This window comes from Blautia massiliensis (ex Durand et al. 2017), assembly GCF_051861785.1.
Lineage (GTDB): Bacteria > Bacillota > Clostridia > Lachnospirales > Lachnospiraceae > Blautia_A > Blautia_A luti_A.
On record NZ_CP146725.1, the window covers coordinates 1,184,557 to 1,203,632 of the forward strand.

A 19,076-nucleotide genomic window follows, 5' to 3' on the forward strand; every position below is an offset into this window, starting at 1 on the left:
TTTTTCACCACCTGTTACATTTCTTTGATCGCTTTGTAATTTCTTTCACAGTTCTTTGTATCCCACAGATCAAAATATTTTCCGTGTCTTTCCAGATAGATCGCTTCATTGGCAAATCCCTGTCCATGCAGACGGATCAGCCAGTCCGTTACCTCCTGTTCCGTTACACATACCGGACCGAAGCCATCTTTCCGGAAATCAAAATACCCGATCTGATGATGACTTTTCCGGAATTTTTCATTGTCAAACTGGTAGTAGACCAATGGCTTTTTCATGTAGGCAAAGTCCATAGCCACACTGGAAAAATCTGTCACCAGCACTGCGGACTCTTTAAGCAGTGTCTGCACATCGTACTCAGGCCAGGACGCCACTGTGATTTTCGGATGATCCACATGAAAATATTTCAGGAACCGGTGCATTTCCCTGTGCGGATAAAAGATGATCTGAAGATCATTCTCCTCAATATAGCGGATCATTCTCTCATCCTTAAGCAGTGCATCCCAGTAACGGTAATAATCGGTTTCCATGAATTTCTGTGCTTCCAGCTCATGATCAGAAGCTGAGATCTCATTGCGGATATACATCCGCCAGGTCGGCATGATCAGGATCTGGTTCTTTTTTACCTTCATATCATGAAGATGGTCAAAACGGCAAAGTCCCAGTTCCTGCACACAGCCCTCCGGATAACCGTACCGGTCGTTGACATATTTCCACTCATCATAGGTACTGGTAACAAAAAGGCTCATTTTTGTATGCGGATAGTACAGAAAACTAAGGTCTGCCGTAATGATCCCATGCTGCAGGAACGCCCGCTTGTTCCGGAGGATTCCGTAAACCTCCAGTACATAGCAGATCGCTGCATTTGGTTTTCCCATTTTCTGGGAGCTGATATTTTTTGATGCAGCCAGATAGTAGATCCAGTGACGGAAGCTTCCGTACTGGATCACCGGTCCCAGATCTTTTACCCGGGCATAATCCGGAGATTTTCTGTTGATGGCGTACACGGCATCCTCACTGGTATTTTCTCTCAGATATTTGTACAGCCAGAATCCGTTATCCCGGCATTCATTCTCTGTATCACAAAGAAGCCAGAGATCCCTGCGAAAAAATCTGTAGACCATCGCAATGGGAAATGCCAGAATAAACTTGATGATGTGAAGCAGATCCCCCGGTTTTACTCGTTTCAGTTTTTCAAGAAATGTCTGTTCCATGTTTCCCTCTGCTTACAGGATCCCGGTTTATTCCTCTGACCAGTCTCCGTTATCATCCCAGATAATCCCTCCGTCTCCGCTGTCATCTGTACTGTTGTCAAGAGAATCGTCACCGCTTCCGCTGTTGCTGCTGTCATCTACATAGTCGCCGCCGTCATCGCTTCCATCATCACTGCTGTCATCGCTTCCATCATCACTGCTGTCATCGCTTCCGTCATCACTGCTGTCATCGCTTCCGTCATCACTGTTGTCATCGCTTCCATCGCTGTTGTCGGAAGAAGTGTCCGTGATACCGGAAGAACTATCTGTCAGATCTGAAGCATCTGTGCTGTCTGCAGAATCACTGCTGTCCGCCACACTGTTATCCGTTTCCACATTTCCAATGGTGCTCTTCTCGCTCTTTTCACTGAGGCTTGTGTAGGTCAGGTATGCTTCTCCGTTATCAATCATCAGTTTTGCCTTTTCCATATCGCTCAGCTGTACACTGTAGATCTCATAGGCATTTCCGTCTCCGTCTACGATCTTCATATCATAGATGGCATTCTTTGCGGAATCCGAGGTGTAATACATCTGCACCTGCTCTGCAGCTTTGATGGTAGCCTCTGCAGGAACCAGATTTTTGCCCCACTCTTCCCCTCCTGCTGCACGGAGATAAATTTCACGGATTTCTCCCTTCGTGCTATTGGTAAGATAAACAAATTTTGCGGTGCTGGTCTTTACACCGATCAGCTTCGGTGCCGGTGTAGATGTAAGAAGTGGTGTGGATGTAGCCGGTGCTGCCGTAGGTGCAGCGGTTGGAACCGGTGTTGGTGTCACTTCTGCTGTTTCCTTTGAAGATTTTCCACATCCGGCCATACCAAGTGCCGTCACTGCTGTCAGTACGATCAAAAGCTTCTTATAGTTCATAATGATTACCTCCAGATTGCAATTTTATGCTAACAATGTTTTTCCAATGAAGTATCCGAGCACAAGGATACCAAGGATGATCCTGTACCAGCCGAATACTTTAAAATCGTGTTTCTTGATATATCCCATCAGGAATTTGATGGCAAGAACAGATACCACAAAGGATACCACAACACCTACGATCAGGATGATCAGCTCAGTGGAGCTGAAGGCAAAACCGAATTTGACCAGTTTCAGAAGACTTGCTCCGAACATAACCGGAATTGCCAGGAAAAAGGTAAATTCTGCTGCAACTGTACGGGATGTTCCTGCAAGGATTCCTCCGATAATGGTGGAGCCGGAACGAGATGTTCCCGGAATCACGGAAAGCACCTGGAAGCAGCCGATGATCAGCGCTGTCTTAAAGGAAAGCTCATCCAGTCTGGTGCAGGTTGGTCTGCGGCGTTTGTTGTAGTTCTCGATAACGATAAAAAGCACACCATAAACGATCAGCATGATGGCAACGACCACATAGTTGTAAAATTTCTTTTCAATAATGTCATTAAAAGGAAGAGCGATGATAATCGTCGGCAGACATGCTACCAGGATCTTAAACCAGAGGATCCACTTATCCTTATCACAGTATTTTTCTGCAAAAGTAAGGACAGTTCTGGGTACTGCCGGCTGTTTACGCAGTGCCATCTGTGTTTTCTTCGGGATTTTTCTTATGTAAAAAGGCCACAGCTTGTTCCAGTACAGTACAACAACTGCCAGGATCGCGCCAAGCTGGATCACCACCAGGAAAAATTCCATAAATGCCTCGGATACATTCAGCTTGATGAACTCATCCACAAGGATCATATGTCCGGTACTGCTGATCGGAAGCCACTCGGTGATTCCCTCCACAATACCGAGAAGGATAACCTTCAGTAATTCTATAAAAATCATATTAACTCCTTTCCAAAAGCAAGATAAGGACAGGGCCGGTATGTGAACGACGGCCCCGTCCTTATCAGTATATTACATATTTGACAATTCGTAAACTTTTAATTTTTTATTTCACAAAATTTACAGTTTTTTATCGATTGTCGATGGTGGCGATATCTACCAGAGTCAGGTGGTTCAGGTCTGTATTCTCAAGACTTGTGACCAGCGCCTCTGCAGTATCAAGGCTTGTAAGCACATTGACACCTGTCTCGATGGCATTACGACGGATCACGAAACCATCTTTCTGATGCTCAACACCCTGTGGCGGTGTGTCGATAACAACATCGATCTTGTGACCAAGGATCAGGTCCATCAGGTTCGGAGACGGCTGCTCCAGCTTGTTGGTACGTGTTACCTTGATTCCATTCTCATTCAGTACACTTGCAGTACCTCTTGTTGCAAAAATACGGTATCCCTGAGCCTCGAAACGTTTTGCGATCGGAATGATGTCCTTCTTATCCTCATCTTTTACAGTGATGATCATCTGTTTGTGCTTCGGAAGACGGATTCCGGCTCCGATGAAGGCTTTGTAAAGAGCCTCGTTAAAGGTTTTTGCAATACCAAGGCACTCACCTGTGGATTTCATCTCAGGTCCAAGGCTGATATCTGCACCTCTGATCTTCTCAAAGGAGAATACCGGCATCTTGATCGCAAAGTACTCTGCTTCCTTCTGAAGTCCCGGTGTATAGCCCAGCTCTTTGATCTTGCGGCCAAGGATGACTCTTGTTGCAAGAGGAACGATCGGAATTCCGGTTACCTTGCTGATGTACGGTACTGTACGGCTGGAACGCGGGTTAACCTCGATCACATATACATCCTCGCCTACAACGATGAACTGGATATTGATCATACCGATAACATGAAGTGCCTGTGCAAGACGACGTGTGTATTCGGTGATGGTCTCTTTTGCTTTCTGGCTGATGGTCTGTGCCGGGTATACGGAAATACTGTCTCCGGAGTGGATACCTGCACGCTCGATGTGCTCCATGATTCCAGGGATCAGGATGTCCTCACCGTCGCATACTGCATCGACCTCGATTTCTTTACCCATCAGGTACTTATCAACAAGGATTGGATGCTCCTGTGCGATCTGGTTGATGATTCCGATGTACTCTTCCACGTCCTCATCGCTGACAGCGATACGCATTCCCTGTCCTCCAAGTACATAGGACGGGCGGACAAGTACCGGATAACCCAGCCCATTGGCTGCTTTTTTCGCCTCTTCTGCTGTGAATACGGTATGTCCCTTCGGTCTCGGGATCTCACATTTCTCAAGGATAGCATCAAAAAGTTCTCTGTCCTCTGCAGCATCCACGTTCTCAGCAGATGTTCCGAGGATCTTAACGCCCATCTTGATCAGTGCCTCTGTAAGCTTGATGGCTGTCTGTCCACCGAACTGAACAACAGCTCCGTCCGGTTTCTCGATATTTACAACATTCTCAACATCCTCCGGTGTCAGCGGCTCAAAATACAGCTTATCTGCAATATCGAAATCTGTACTTACTGTCTCCGGGTTATTGTTGATGATGATCGTCTCATATCCTTCTTTCGCAAATGCCCATGTACAGTGTACAGAACAGAAGTCGAACTCGATACCCTGACCGATACGGATCGGGCCGGAACCAAGTACCAGGATCTTTTTCTTATCTTTTGTTTCTGCAGCTTCATTCTCTGTCTGCTCATCGCCATATACAGAATAATAGTATGGTGTCTCTGCCGCAAACTCTGCTGCGCAGGTATCAACCATCTTGTATGCCGCACGGATACCGTACTCTTTACGCAGGTCTTTGATCTCAGCTTCTGTCTTTCCTGTCAGGTCTGCGATGATGTAGTCCGGGAACTCCAGACGTTTTGCTTCCAGAAGAAGGTCTTTGTCCAGCTTCTGAGTTTTCAGAGCCTGCTCCATCTCAACAAGGATAGACAGCTTATCGATGAACCAGATGTCGATCTTTGTGATATCATGAAGCTTCTCCTGGGAAACATTTCGTCTCAGGGCTTCTGCGATCTTCCAGATACGGCGGTCATCCACAATGTTCAGCTCGTCCATCAGCTCCTCATCAGAAAGATGTGAGAAATCATAGGACATCAGACTGTCTACATGCTGCTCCAGGGAACGGATAGCCTTCATTAAAGCACCCTCAAAGTTATGGCAGATACTCATAACCTCACCGGTAGCCTTCATCTGTGTAGTCAGTGTACGTTTTGCTGTGATGAATTTGTCAAATGGCAGACGCGGGATCTTAACAACACAGTAATCCAGCATCGGCTCGAAGCTTGCATATGTTTTGCCTGTGATGGCGTTCGGGATCTCATCCAGTGTGTAACCCAGCGCGATCTTAGCTGCAACCTTGGCGATCGGATAACCGGTAGCCTTACTTGCAAGTGCAGAGGAACGGCTTACACGGGGGTTAACCTCGATAACGCAGTACTCAAAGCTCTCCGGATGAAGAGCGTACTGTACGTTACATCCACCTGTGATGCCAAGCTCTGTAATAATGTTAAGAGCAGATGTACGGAGCATCTGGTACTCTTTATCTCCTAAGGTCTGGGAAGGAGCAACTACGATGGAGTCACCGGTATGGACACCAACCGGGTCAATGTTCTCCATGTTGCAGACTGTGATGCAGTTTCCTGCGCTGTCTCGCATTACCTCGTACTCGATCTCTTTCCATCCGGCGATACATCTCTCTACAAGAACCTCGCCTACACGGGAAAGACGGAGACCATTCTCAAGGATCTCACGAAGCTCCGGCTCATTATGCGCGATACCGCCGCCGCTTCCGCCAAGTGTATATGCAGGACGGAGAACAACCGGATAACCGATAGTCTGAGTAAACGCAACACCGTCTTCTACAGTTGTTACGACCTTGGATGCTGCAACCGGCTCGCCGATCTTTTCCATTGTATCCTTAAATTCCTGACGGTCCTCAGCTTTACGGATCGTTGCTGCTGTGGTACCGATGAGACGTACATTGTGCTCTTTCAGGAAGCCCTTTTCCTCAAGCTCCATGGCAAGGTTCAGACCTGCCTGGCCGCCCAGTGTAGGAAGTACACTGTCCGGTTTCTCCTTGAGGATCAGCTGCTCTACGACCTCAACAGTCAGAGGCTCGATATAAACTCTGTCTGCGATGTCTTTATCTGTCATGATGGTAGCAGGATTGGAGTTTAAAAGTACAACCTCCATGCCCTCTTCCTTCAGGGAGCGGCATGCCTGGGTTCCTGCATAGTCAAACTCTGCTGCCTGGCCGATTATGATCGGGCCTGAGCCGATTACAAGTACTTTTTTTATGTCCTTATTCCTTGGCATTATTTCTCTCCTCCCATCATCTTCATGAATCTGTCAAAAAGGTAACTGGAATCCTGTGGTCCCGGGCATGCTTCCGGATGGAACTGTACAGTAAAGATGTTCTTTCCATTATATGCCATACCCTCGTTTGTCCCGTCGTTGACGTTTACAAATGCAGGATGTGCGATATTTTTCTCCTCAAGACCCTCTGCGTCTACAACGTAGCCATGGTTCTGGGAGGAAATATATACTCTTCCTGTCTCAAGGTCTTTAACCGGATGATTTCCGCCTCTGTGACCGTATTTCATCTTATGGGTATCTCCGCCCGTTGCAAGAGCCATAAGCTGATGTCCAAGGCAGATTGCAAAAATCGGCACATCAGAGTCATAGAGTTTTTTGATTTCTTTAATAATAGAAGTACATTCCTTCGGATCTCCAGGGCCGTTGCTGAGCATGATGCCGTCCGGATTGTCCCCAAGGATTTCTTCTGCGGATGTCAGAGCCGGGTAAATAGTAACCTGGCATCCTCTCTCATTCAGTGAGCGTGCAATGTTTTTCTTGGCGCCCAGATCAAGAAGGGCAACCTTCGGTCCTTTCCCCTTAAGCACTTCCTTTTCGCGGCAGGAAACCTTCTCTACCACTTTTCCTGTTGTATATGCTTTTAATCTGGGGATGATTGTATCCAGGTCATAGTCCTCATCAACTGTGATCATTCCGTTCATGGTTCCCTTCTCACGAAGGATCTTAGTCAGTGCTCTGGTATCAATTCCTGCGATTCCCGGAATGTCGTTTTTGCTCAGAAAATGCTGAATGGTGTCTACGCTTCTGAAGTTGCTGGGAACTCGTGATAATTCGCGTACAATAAATCCGTCAATCCACGGCTTCCTTGATTCCTGGTCATCATAACAGATTCCGTAGTTTCCGATCAGCGGATATGTCATACACACCGCCTGTCCTGCGTAAGAAGGATCTGTCATTACTTCCAGATAACCGGTCATGGAAGTGTTAAAGACAATTTCACTGATGACTTCCCTTGCAGAACCAATGCTGGTTCCTGTAAATACATGGCCATCTTCCAATATCAGAAATGCTTTCATACAATCTCCCTTTCTTTGTTCTCTTATTTTATCCTAAATCTTCAAGATTGTATCACAGGAATCGTCATTTTTCAACACCATATGCAAAAAAAATGTATAAAACTAACTCAAAATATTTTTTTTGAATTTTTTTAATTTTTTTGAATTTTTCTATTGACATTATCCAATTCCTGAGTTATTATAAGTGAGCAGTCGACGAGCGGAGCAAAACAAAGCGAAACAAGCCGGTTGAAAAATGCAGGAATGGCGGAATTGGCAGACGCGCAGGCTTCAGGTGCCTGTGGTCGCAAGATCGTGTGGGTTCAAGTCCCATTTCCTGCATTCTTTTTTATTTTATCCAAAATCAAAAAAACAGAAGCGCCCAACACCGGCACTTCTGTTTTTTTATTTATTTTTCTTTTTCAGAAAAGATCTCGCTCCCGCCCCAGAGAAGCGCACCTGTAAATATGAAAAGATCCGAAATATTAAATACGACCTTCTTAAGCTTCGGATTTTCCACATTCAGGCTCACATAATCCGTGACGTATCCCTTTCTGCGACGTTCCGTATAATTATTCAGACCGCCGCCCAGGATCATGGAAAGCCCAAGCTTGGATATGCGTGTGCCTTTTTCTCCGGAAGTACGTATATACTCCCAGATTGCACCGCCCAGCACCATAGATGCAAGATCTCTCAGGAATTCTTTATCTTTGTTTTTTAATATCCCAAGCATCATCCCGTGATTATGGCAGTTTCTTACGATCAGTCTGCCTCCCAGGCACTTTTCCTTCAGATCTTTCTTTTCCGATGTGTTGATTTTCTTCTTTATATAATAGTCTGTACCAAAGATTCCCGCCGTCAGTAAATTCCACAACATTATTCCCTCTCCTTATTTCTGTGGTCTGCATAATACTCAGGCAGGCTCCCACTGGGGAAAGCCTGCCTTATATGCTTATGGTTATTCTGTTTTTTCTTCTGTTGTTTCTGTATTTTCCGGATCAGCCGCAGGCCCCTCTGTTTCTGCAGATCCCACTTCCGTTCTTTCCTCTTCCAATTCCGGATCTGATCCTGATGTTTCTGTTTCTGACGCTTCTGCGGTTTCTGCTGTTTCTACTACTTCTGACGCTTCTACTGTCTCTTCCGGATCTGCTGCCACTTCTGTAGCTTCTGCGTTTTCTTCCGCTTCTGTCTCCGGTACTTCTGTCACCTCTGCCTCAGCAGCCTCTTCAAGCTCCTCATCTGCCTGCTCGATCACATCGGCAGCTTTCTCTTCCAGCTCCGCTGTAGGACACGCCGCTCCGCAATACGGACAGAAGCTGGCCTCCCGCATCACCGCCTTATGGCAGGCCGGGCAGAACTTCTCCCCTTTACTGGCAGCGATCGCATCTCTGTAGTGATCTGCCTCCAGCATGTGCTGGCTGATCTCCTCGCAGATAGCTCCCGTCTCACCGTCAACGGCTTCTCCCTGCTCATACCGTGTATAGATCATCTTTCCGATATCCATCATCAGCTTTTCGGTCATACGCTCCTGTGCAGAGAGCTTGTTACGGATCTTCTGGATCTCATAGAGATTCTCTGCTCTGGAGCTTAAGCCCTTTGCCTTTCTTGTCAGTGTGTTTCCCAGATCATCCCAAAAACTGCTTTTTGCCATATCTGTCACGCTCCTTTATATATTAAAAAATCTTCTTGTTTCTTATCCTTCCAGTGCCGGGATCTCCTGTCCACGCATAAGGATCTTCGGACCTCCGTTGCCCTGAATGTATCCCTCTGTGATCACGACCTCACCGATATTGTCGTCCTTCGGGATCTCATACATGATATCCAGCATATATTCCTCCAGGATAGCCCGGAGAGCTCTGGCTCCTGTATGGCGTTCCAATGCCTTACAGGCAATGGCATGTAAGGCACCGTCCTCAAACTCCAGTTTTACTTCATCCAGTGCCAGAAGCTTCTTGTACTGTTTCAGAATAGCATTCTTCGGCTCCTTGAGGATCTTCACAAGCATATCTTCCGTCAGCCCGTTCAGGGTAAAGATGATCGGAAGACGACCGATAAATTCCGGGATCATTCCAAATGCACGGAGATCATCTACCGTTACTTTCTCCAGCACATGCGGATCATCATCATATTTGTCCTTCAGATCTGCATAAAATCCGATAGACGCCTGTTTATTCAGTCTTTCTTTGATGATATTCTCAAGATCCGGGAACGCACCGCCACAGATAAACAGAATGTTCCTTGTATTTACAGTCACCATAGGTACCATGGCATTCTTGCTGGTAGCACCTACCGGAACTTCCACTTCACTTCCCTCCAGAAGTTTCAGAAGTCCCTGCTGGACAGCCTCTCCGCTGACATCTCTCTGGTTGGTATTCTTCTTCTTTGCGATCTTATCGATCTCATCGATGAAAATGATCCCGTGCTCTGCCTTCTCCACATCATTATCTGCAGCTGCAAGCAGCTTGGATACTACGCTCTCGATATCATCACCGATATAACCGGCCTCTGTAAGAGATGTGGCATCTGCAATGGCAAGCGGTACCTGAAGAAGTCTGGCAAGCATCTTCACCAGATAAGTCTTACCGCAGCCTGTAGGTCCGATCATCAGCATATTGGATTTCTCGATCTCAATATCATCCATGGTATCTGTGGCAACTCTCTTATAATGGTTGTATACACCTACAGACATTACCTTCTTGGCATATTCCTGTCCGATCACATATTCATCCAGAGTTGCTTTGATCTTATGTGGTGCAGGAATATCTTTGAGATCGATCACCGGCTTCGGAGTCTCTGATTTTTTCTTGATCTTCTTCGCCTGGTTTCCGGGATTCTGGAAACTGCCCAGATCGATCATGCTCACATTCGGCATGTTAAAAAGATCGGAATAATTTCCATTGTTCATCTGGGTGTTCATAGTATCAAAGCTTTTCTGCATGCAATCCGCACAGATATGTATATGATTGGGAAGGTCGATCATCTTCCCTGCCTGACTCTCCGGTCTGCGGCATAAAAAACAGAATTTCTCGTATTTCTGCTCCTGGTCATTGTCTTTATCATTATCAAACTGATCTGCCATAACATTTCCTTTCTGGTTTTATTATGCATATTATAGCACATAATCCGGCTGTATCAAATTAAGTTTTTATAAACCGGGGAGCTGCATAAGAACATGCAGCTCCCCGGTTTATAAATGGTTATCCTGTATTTTCTTTTATTTGTCAGAAGAGGGTTTGCTTCCGAGGGTCACTTCAACCGTCTGTTCCTTGTACTCTCCGCTGTTCGCTCTGGAGATCACCACTTCGATGGTTTCTCCTGCCTCATAATACTGCAGCTTATCAATAAGGTCATCCTTGCCGCTTACCTTCTGTCCATCCAGCTTCACAATGATATCGCCTTTTTTGATCCCTGCATTATCTGCTGCGCCACCTTCCGTTACCTCAGTAATAAAAGCACCTGCCGGCATATTATACATCTGGATGGCTTCTGTTGTAAGATCGGCAGCCTTGACTCCCATATATCCTACCTTGGAAGAATCTTCCACCTTATCCCTGGTTTCGCGGTTCATCAGTTCTTCCAGGATCGGCTCTGCCTTGGAGATCGGAATGGCATATCCCATGCCTTCCACCTGGCTGTCTGCATACTTGGCCGCATTGATACCGATCACTTCACCATTCATATTCAGAAGTGCACCGCCACTGTTTCCGGGATTGATCGCTGCATCAGTCTGGATCAGTCCGCTGGCTTCTCCGTCCTCTGTACTGATGCTTCTGTTAAGGGCACTTACCCATCCGGAGGTAACTGACTGGCCATAACCAAGTGCATTGCCAATGGCAACCACCTGCTCACCAACTACAAGATCGTCCGAGCTTCCCAGCTGCGCGATCTTGATCTCCTCCATGGTCTCATCCGGAATATCGGATTTCTCCACTGCCACCACTGCCAGATCATTCTCTTCATCGGTGCCTTTGATCTTGGCAGAAACTGCGTTATCCACGTCCACATCTCCATCGGAATCGGATCCGGTGCCGCCACTGCTTGCCATGGCCTGGGTTTCTTCTTCCGCTCCTACCACATCACTGCCTGCAAAGCACACGGTAAGGGTAGTCGCTCCGGATACCACATGGTTGTTAGTCGCAATGAGAAGCTCGCTGTCATTTTCTCCTACAATAATACCGGAACCACTTCCTGCACTCTGATACTGCCTCGTTCCATATCCGAAAAAGCTTGGGATCTCCTGCACACTGACAGATGTAATGGCAACGATAGAAGACATGGTTGCCTGGGCTACACCGGCCACTGTACCACTCTCTGCCACAATATCCTTCACAGCAGAATCCGCAGAGCTACTGTCAGTACTGTCCTCTGTTCCGGTAACTGTTTCTGTCTTTCCGATCGTTGTACTGCTGTCATTTCTTCTGTATTTATCTGCTGCAATATTCACGCCCTGAAAAACTGCTCCGGCTACCAGCCCAAAGATCACAGCCAGTGCCACCGCAGTGGCTGCTTTCTTTCCAAAGCTGGTGTTGCCTGAAAAATCTCTCTTTTTCCGCGGCTTTTTGGGCGGTATATTTCCACCGGCATAATTACCGGCCTGAGGCTGATGCACCTCATAATGTCCGTATTTCGTTTTTTCCTGCGAAGCGCCTTCACTCTGTCCGGCACCTGCATAACCGTCCTGTCTGCTCTCCTGCATCCTGCGGCCCTCAGAATAAGGATGCGTCAGCGGTTTCTGTTCTGCCGAAGCATTCTTATCCTCATCCGGCAAGCCTGTCCCCCATTTATTCTCTTCACTCATGCCTCTGGTGCTCCCTTCTATGTTATCTGATGCATGTATCTGTTGCTGCTCACTCCGTTCTCAGTAACATTTATTTCTCTTTTAAAAGACAGTTTAACAGGGAATTGTGTTTAAACTGTGATATCTCTTTTAAAAAACCGTGACCTGTTCTTATTTGTTCTTTTTCCAGTATTCCGGATTCATGGTGCAGGATCGGATCATTTTTTCAGAGAGCTTTTTGTATCGTTTTCCGAGAAAATATCCGGCGTATTTGGAAGCACTCTGCAAAAACAGTCCGGGGATCAGACATATGTGGCCTGTTTTCAGAAGATATGCCATGCTTTTTTTTACCAGCCGGATGCCCTCACCTTCGGAAGGCACTCCTTCAAAAACCTCCGGATGCTCCGCCTGGGAAACTCCCAGATCAAAATTCCTGTGGAACTGCTGCATACAGGTGTAATTGTGAGAATGATATACACGCGCTTCTGATACATAGGCAACTCCATAGCCTTTTTTTACCATCCAGCCTGCATAGATCATATCTTCATTAAAAATAGCATGCTCCGGAAATCCACCAATCTCATCATAGATCCTGTGATCATAAGCAGCACAGACGTTGGAGCAGAAATATGTTTTGATCCCGTAGGTCTGTACATCTTTTTCCGTTTTCAGGCAGGACTGTTCCGGATAATTGAAGGAACGGGTATATTTTTCCAGAAATCTGCAGTCCTTTTTGGGAAGCTGACGCGCGTAAGCGGCTCCTGCCTGTGGATTCTCCGCAAGGGCTCCTACCAGTGCTCCGATCAGTTCCCTGTCTGCCGGCATTGCATCCTGTGTCATAAATACAAGGATCTCCGCATCCGAAAGCTCCGCCGCCTGCCTTCTGGTACCGCCATGGTCAAATTCTTCTTTTGTAAGATGCCGGACTTCCACAAGCGGATATTCCTGTTCCCAGGTCTCTTTCCAGAATTTCTTTTCTGTATTCATGACAAGGATCTTATTGATAGGATATTTCTGTGCGCTGAGTCTTTCCAGCAGTTTTTCAAATTCTTCTCCCGGACGGTATGCCGGGATGATCACGTCTGTTTTTAATGTTTTCATATTTGTCTCCTGTCCAGAAAGGACCACCCGTTACTGGATGGTCCCTTCTGCTGGTTGCTTATTTTGATGTTTTATTCATTCTCCGAATCATCTTCTCCGTCGGTATAATCGCTATGATCCGTATCGGAATCGCCTCCGGAATAGTCCGTATCTGTACTGTAATCGTCTCCGGAGTAATCCGAATCATAATCTGTGTCTGTGCTGTAATCAGTATCATCACTTGTGTCCGTACTGCTGTAATCTGTGGATGTATCTCCCTGCCACGTGTACGAATCATCCGTTGCGTCATTTGGTGTATCTGTCACCGCAGGTGCAGTGTCCTGCACATCACCTCCGCCTGCGATATTTGTGATCTGGGCACTTCTGTTGAGTACATCCTGCGTCGGAGTGTAACTGGTGTCTCCATACAGAAACTGATGTATCTTCAGAACATTGGATTCCAGTGTGGTAGGTACGATAACGCTGCCGCTGCCCTTTACCTTGGCAAATTTATAATCGTTGGGGAAGCCTGTAGTTTCATCAATACTGTAGCCGATCATAGCCGGGATCATCTTCAGGATCTCTGTCTTGGAAACGGAAGTTTTGACCATCGGGAAAACCTGATCCATAATATCAAAGATAGTAGAAAGACCTGCCTTTTTTGCCTTGTCCACGATCATCTGGATCACTCGTCTCTGTCTCTCGGTACGCCCCATATCAAGACTTGCGGTATAACGGATACGGCAGTAGGAGGTAGCCTGCACGCCATTAAGATGATAGGTATCTACGATCGCTTCCTCATCCTCCGGCTTCGGATCCGGCAGTTCAACCGGTGTGTAGCTCTTTCCGGTTTCCTCTGATGTCTCCACACAGTAATTGTTCATATGAACGATCTCCGCATAGGAAAGAGGGATGTCCAGCCCTCCCAGGCAGTCTACCACAGTTACCAGTGCATCAAAATCAATAGCAACATAATCGGTGATATTCAGATCCAGGTTGGTATTCAGCATGGAAACCGCATTGGTCGGTCCACCAAGTGCATATGCCGAATTGGCTTTGGAATAGGTATCATCCTTTACATTGAGAAGGGTATCTCTATAGACAGACACAAGTTTGACTGCCTTCGTATCATTGTTGATACTCGCAATGATGATGGTATCACTGTTCTCTGTATTCAGCTTCTCATTCTTGCTTCTGTGGTCCAGTCCGAACAGTGCATAGGTGGTATATCCCGTCATCTGCGGTGCCTGATCATTAGTTACAATATCCTGGTCTGCAAGATCTGTTTCCTGGATGTCGATCTTATCCAGTTTGGCTGAGATCTGACCATAAACGAACAGACCTCCGATAAACAGGAGCAGTACGACGATCTCCAGGATAAATAAAATCTTCTTTCTTTTTTTCCGAGGTTTTGACATTTTTTCCTTTTCCCCTTTTTAGTATGCGTTCTTATTAATAAATCCTTTGAATATGGTAAGAAACATGATCTTTATATCAAATCCCACAGACCAGTTTTCGATATAATACAGATCACACTCTATCCTTTTTCTGATAGAAGTATCTCCACGATAGCCATTTACCTGTGCCCACCCGGTAAGACCCGGCCGCACCTGATGCTTGACCATATAACGTGGTATCTCCTCCCTAAACTTTTCTACAAAAAACGGCCGCTCCGGTCTTGGTCCCACAAGACTCATCTCACCCTTCAGAATGTTAAAAAGCTGTGGAAGCTCATCCAGACTGGTATGACGCATAAATTTACCGATTCCGGTAACTCTTGGATCGTTCTTTACTGTCCACGCCTTTTTTTCTTCTGATTCTTTCTGGATCTCCATGGAACGGAATTTATACATCCGGAAAGTCTGATTGTGAAGCCCGACACGTTCCTGCTTATAGATCAGCGGTCCCGGCGAAGTCAGCTTGATCAGCATACACAACACCAGCATCACCGGTGAGGACACAATGATCGCAACGATCGCGCCTGCAATATCCATAGATCTCTTGATCAGTGCATTAAACGTGTTGCTCAGGGGCACATACCGGATATTGATCACCGGAAGCCCGAGAATATCTTCTGTATATGGTTTGGTCGGAATAATATTATTATAATCCGGAATAAATTTTGTGTGCACGCCGGATTTTTCACAGAGTGCAACGATCTCTTCCAGACGATAATACTCACTTAAGCCCAGGGTAATGGCTATCTCATCCAGACGACTGGATGGAAGGATGATCATCAGATTGGCGATTCGACCGATCACCTTAACGCCCTTATAAGTAGTGCCTGCCGGCACATTGTCATCCAGTATGCCCCTGATCACGTATCCCCATTGCGGATTCTGCAGGATCCTGTCTACATATTCCTCGGCAGCACGGCTGTATCCTACCAGCAGCACCTGTTTCTGGTTCATTCCTTTTTTGCGCATATCCCGGAGAATGTAAAATATGACCATACGCACAAACCATTCCAGGACGATATTGATCACACAGAAAGAAACCAGAGTAAGACGGGAATAGTCCAGCTCTTTAAAATTGTAAAGTGCAAACATGATGATAAGGAGCCCTAACGCATTTGCCTTCACAATTCCGGCAAGTACGAGACGACGCCCCTGCATTCGCATCGGTGTATAAAGATCAAAGGCCTGATAAAGAAGTAAATATCCCGGAACAATGAATATCAGCATAAACATATATTCCTGGACTGTCTTGGACTGGACCGCCGAATGTTCAAAAATTCCCTGAAAACGGATCAACCAGGCCAGGGCATAGGAGGCCGCGATCACAAATACATCGATCAGCATATGGAGACGACTGAAATTTTTCTGGTTGTCTTTAATCAATTTCCGCCACCTCATTTAAGTTCATTGCTTTTATCTTATAATAGATGAAACTCAAAAGCAATAAAATCTTCCCTCCGAAATATAAAAATTCTGTGAAAATATGATGTCTTAACCGGCAAAACGCCTAAAAATGTTGATCCAGAGTTCAAACTGGAGCTGTATATAACGCGGAAGATTCTTCATGGAAAATCTGACTTTTTTGTTTTTGCGGCTGATCTGAAAGCCGTTTTTGATGCCTGCAAGGTACTCACGTCCGAATCCCTTGGACGCAAAAAACAGGATCTTCGCACCGAATCCCACCAGAAAAAACGGAAGGTTCAGCACGATCTGGAGAAACGGCATATTCTTATAGATAAGATAAATATTGTTTCTGGAAGAATACCGGATCTTAAACTGATTATATCTGGAGCCGCTGGTGCCGCTTCCTACATGATAAACCTTCGCTTTTGGAGCATACCAGTTCTGATAGCCGCAGATCCTGGCACGATAGCCGATATCCAGATCCTCCAGATAAGCAAAATGCTCCTCATCAAAATCTCCGATCCTGTCAATAAATTTCTTCCGGTAGATCGCAGCTCCCGCACAGGTGGAAAAAATCTTCTGCTCTCGGTCATAATGGCGGATATCCTTGCCTTTTCCCCTGGCAAAAGCCCAGCCAAGGGCACAGTAATAATTTCCGGCATCATCCATCTTGTCCCTGTCATGAAGCTGGATCATCTTTGCCTGACAGGAAAATGCCTTCTTATGTCTGCGCAGGGCAGCAACCATCTCCTCCAGGAAATCCGGTTCCGCTTCCGTATCATTGTTCAGAAGCAGCACATATGGGGAACGTGCCGCATGGATTCCTTCATTGACGGCTCTGCTGAAGCCGTAATTCTCCGGAAGCTGTATCATGTGTACCCATGGATATTCCGCCGAAACAAACGCACAGCTGCCATCAGTGGAACCATTATCCACTAGTATAACCTCAAAATTACGGATAGTCTGTCTTTCAAGACTGGAAAGAACACCATCCAGATATGCCATTCCGTTAAAGTTTGGTATGACTACTGATACTTCCTGCATTGCTTTATCCCTTCTTCTTTCCCATTCCCGGAAGGGGCTTCAGGGAATAATTCCATTTGGTTAAAGAAAGATTTTTGTTATAGTATGGATCTCCTTTTTTCAGGATATCCAGCCAGTGACAGCGCATGTATTCGATCTCCGTCTGGAAACGGCGGACCTTTTCCTCGCTGTCCTCAGTGCCTCTTGACTTGGATTCGTAATGATAGAGCTTCACATACGGATCATAGACGATCAGATGGCCGTGGCTTCGCACCTTCAGACAGAGATCCACATCATTAAACGCAACTGCAAGCTCTTCCGTAAAGCCTCCTGCCTCCAGAAAAACTTCCTTCTTCATCATCATACATGCTGCAGTCACACAGCTCATATCCTGCAGAAGAGAGGCTTTATGGAGATATCCGGTACGCTCTGCCGGCATATTCACAAACATGTTCCCGGCAATTCCGCCCATTCCCACCACGCAGCCTGCATGCTGAATGGTGTTATCCGGATAGATCAGCTTGACGCCAACTGCACCTGTTTCCTTACGCTGGCACACGCTCAGCATCTCTGACATCCAGTCCGGATCGATGACCTTTACGTCATTATTCAGGAAAAGCAGGTAATCTCCTTTGGCATGGCGCACCCCGAAATTGTTGATGGCAGAATAGTTGAAGCCTTTTTTCCAGCGGATCAGATGGACCCTGGGATCCTCCGAAAGCTTTCTGTAATATCGGAAGATCTCTTCGGAGCTGCTGTTATTCTCCACAACGATGATCTCGTAATTTTTGTAGGCAGTTTTTTCAAAAATGGATTCCACGCAGGCCTGAAGTGTTTCTTTCTCCTCACGGTTCGGAATGATAACAGAAACCAGAGGTTCTCCCTGCACCGGATACTTCACACGGTAAAATCCAAAATCCGGAGTATGCTCCACGGTTCCCGGAGTTCCGGTCCGTTTGAGATTCCCCTCAATGGCACGTCTGCCGGCTTCAAAAGCATACATCTTGCTTGCCGGATTATCTGCTGTGGAGGATTTGTGGGTCCTCCAGTGATAAAGGATCTCCGGTACATGGACCACTTCCCTTGCCTTCTCCACACAGCGGAAAATGAAATCATAGTCCTGGGCGCCGTCAAATTCCCGGCGGAATCCGCCCACTGTCTGCACTACGGAACGTCTTACCACCAGAAAATGGCAGATATAATTATTGGATCTTAAAAGATCCAGGTTAAAGTCCGGTTTCAGATGGGGCTGAAAATGTTCAGAAAGATCTGTCGTGACCTTATCCTCATCTGTATAGATCACATCCGCCTCCGGATGCTCCTCCAGTGCCGCCGCAATCTCATACAATGCATTAGGTGCCAGCAGATCATCATGATCCAGAAGTGCGATAAAATCACCCTCTGCCATGGCAAAAGCTGCGTTTGTATTTTCTGCAATGCCAAGATTCTCTTTCAGATCCTGATAGCGGATCCTCCTGTCCATCTCTGCATAGGATCTCAGCACAGTCTGCATGTCCGGATCCTCCGGGCTTCCGTTTGCCAGACACAGCTCCCAGTTCTCATATGTCTGTGCAAGGAGAGAGTCCAGCATCTGTCTTAAAAAACGCTCCGGTGTCAGATATGCAGGTACCACAATGCTGATCAGCGGCCCATCCGGAAATTTGCGTTTCCGCTGCTTCTCCAGTGTTTCCTCGTCAGGTCTGTATGCCTCATACCATGGTCCGTAAGGAACCTCTTCCGGTTCAAAACGCTCATGAAGCCGGATCCAGAACTCTTTCAGGCCATAATGCTTCAGGTATCTTAGGCCCTTCTGTACTGTATAGGGGGAAAGCTTCTTTATAAGTCTGTCCCATTGGATCTTTCCTGTAGAATCATCTTTACTCATATATT

Annotated in this window: 14 protein-coding genes and 1 tRNA gene; 1 reads left to right on the plus strand and 14 read right to left on the minus strand. The window is 46.4% G+C overall.

Annotated features, from left to right (window positions below; all coding sequences use genetic code 11):
• Positions 1-14: 14 nt before the first annotated feature.
• The 5 genes from V9W66_RS05725 to V9W66_RS05745 form a co-directional block, all read right to left on the minus strand.
• The gene (locus V9W66_RS05725) at positions 15-1,211 is read right to left on the minus strand and encodes a CDP-glycerol glycerophosphotransferase family protein (protein ID WP_144094771.1); all 1,197 of its coding nucleotides are present in this window, start codon (positions 1,209-1,211) and stop codon (positions 15-17) included.
• A 27-nt stretch (positions 1,212-1,238) separates the two neighbouring features.
• Complete coding sequence (locus V9W66_RS05730) at positions 1,239-2,117, minus strand: hypothetical protein (protein ID WP_144094773.1); 879 nt, start codon at positions 2,115-2,117, stop codon at positions 1,239-1,241.
• Between the two features lie 24 nt (positions 2,118-2,141).
• Positions 2,142-3,044, minus strand: coding sequence for an undecaprenyl-diphosphate phosphatase (locus V9W66_RS05735; RefSeq protein WP_144094775.1), 903 nt, complete (start codon positions 3,042-3,044; stop codon positions 2,142-2,144).
• A gap of 130 nt (positions 3,045-3,174) precedes the next feature.
• A complete protein-coding gene (carB, locus tag V9W66_RS05740) occupies positions 3,175-6,390 on the minus strand; it encodes a carbamoyl-phosphate synthase large subunit (protein ID WP_144094778.1) in 3,216 nt (1,071 codons plus the stop codon).
• Positions 6,390-7,466, minus strand: a complete 1,077-nt coding sequence (locus V9W66_RS05745; RefSeq protein ID WP_144094780.1) for a carbamoyl phosphate synthase small subunit — start codon at positions 7,464-7,466, stop codon at positions 6,390-6,392. Before V9W66_RS05745 ends, carB begins: the two co-directional genes overlap by 1 nt.
• A gap of 237 nt (positions 7,467-7,703) precedes the next feature.
• On the opposite strand from V9W66_RS05745, the gene V9W66_RS05750 reads away from it, so the two are divergent.
• Positions 7,704-7,787, plus strand: a tRNA-Leu gene (locus tag V9W66_RS05750).
• A gap of 67 nt (positions 7,788-7,854) precedes the next feature.
• Here V9W66_RS05750 and V9W66_RS05755 read toward each other — a convergent pair.
• The 9 genes from V9W66_RS05755 to V9W66_RS05795 all read right to left on the minus strand — a co-directional run bounded on the left by V9W66_RS05755 (position 7,855) and on the right by V9W66_RS05795 (position 19,071).
• On the minus strand, positions 7,855-8,322 hold the full coding sequence (locus V9W66_RS05755) for a signal peptidase II (protein WP_144094782.1): 468 nt from the start codon (positions 8,320-8,322) through the stop codon (positions 7,855-7,857).
• 81 nt (positions 8,323-8,403) lie between these two features.
• A complete protein-coding gene (locus tag V9W66_RS05760) occupies positions 8,404-9,096 on the minus strand; it encodes a zinc ribbon domain-containing protein (protein ID WP_144094784.1) in 693 nt (230 codons plus the stop codon).
• Positions 9,097-9,138: 42 nt separating this feature from the next.
• Entirely contained in the window at positions 9,139-10,524 is a 1,386-nt protein-coding gene (gene clpX / locus V9W66_RS05765; RefSeq protein WP_144094786.1) for an ATP-dependent Clp protease ATP-binding subunit ClpX, read from the minus strand.
• A gap of 135 nt (positions 10,525-10,659) precedes the next feature.
• Positions 10,660-12,243, minus strand: coding sequence for a S1C family serine protease (locus V9W66_RS05770; protein ID WP_144094788.1), 1,584 nt, complete (start codon positions 12,241-12,243; stop codon positions 10,660-10,662).
• Between the two features lie 150 nt (positions 12,244-12,393).
• Entirely contained in the window at positions 12,394-13,323 is a 930-nt protein-coding gene (locus V9W66_RS05775; protein WP_144094789.1) for a glycosyltransferase family 2 protein, read from the minus strand.
• 71 nt (positions 13,324-13,394) lie between these two features.
• Positions 13,395-14,720, minus strand: coding sequence for an LCP family protein (locus tag V9W66_RS05780; RefSeq protein ID WP_144094791.1), 1,326 nt, complete (start codon positions 14,718-14,720; stop codon positions 13,395-13,397).
• 18 nt (positions 14,721-14,738) lie between these two features.
• The gene (locus tag V9W66_RS05785) at positions 14,739-16,142 is read right to left on the minus strand and encodes an undecaprenyl-phosphate glucose phosphotransferase (RefSeq protein ID WP_144094793.1); all 1,404 of its coding nucleotides are present in this window, start codon (positions 16,140-16,142) and stop codon (positions 14,739-14,741) included.
• Positions 16,143-16,250: 108 nt separating this feature from the next.
• A complete protein-coding gene (locus tag V9W66_RS05790; protein ID WP_144094796.1) occupies positions 16,251-17,207 on the minus strand; it encodes a glycosyltransferase family 2 protein in 957 nt (318 codons plus the stop codon).
• A 4-nt stretch (positions 17,208-17,211) separates the two neighbouring features.
• Positions 17,212-19,071: a glycosyltransferase family 2 protein gene (locus V9W66_RS05795; RefSeq protein WP_144094798.1), complete on the minus strand. Its 1,860-nt coding sequence runs from the start codon at positions 19,069-19,071 to the stop codon at positions 17,212-17,214.
• Positions 19,072-19,076 lie beyond the last annotated feature (5 nt).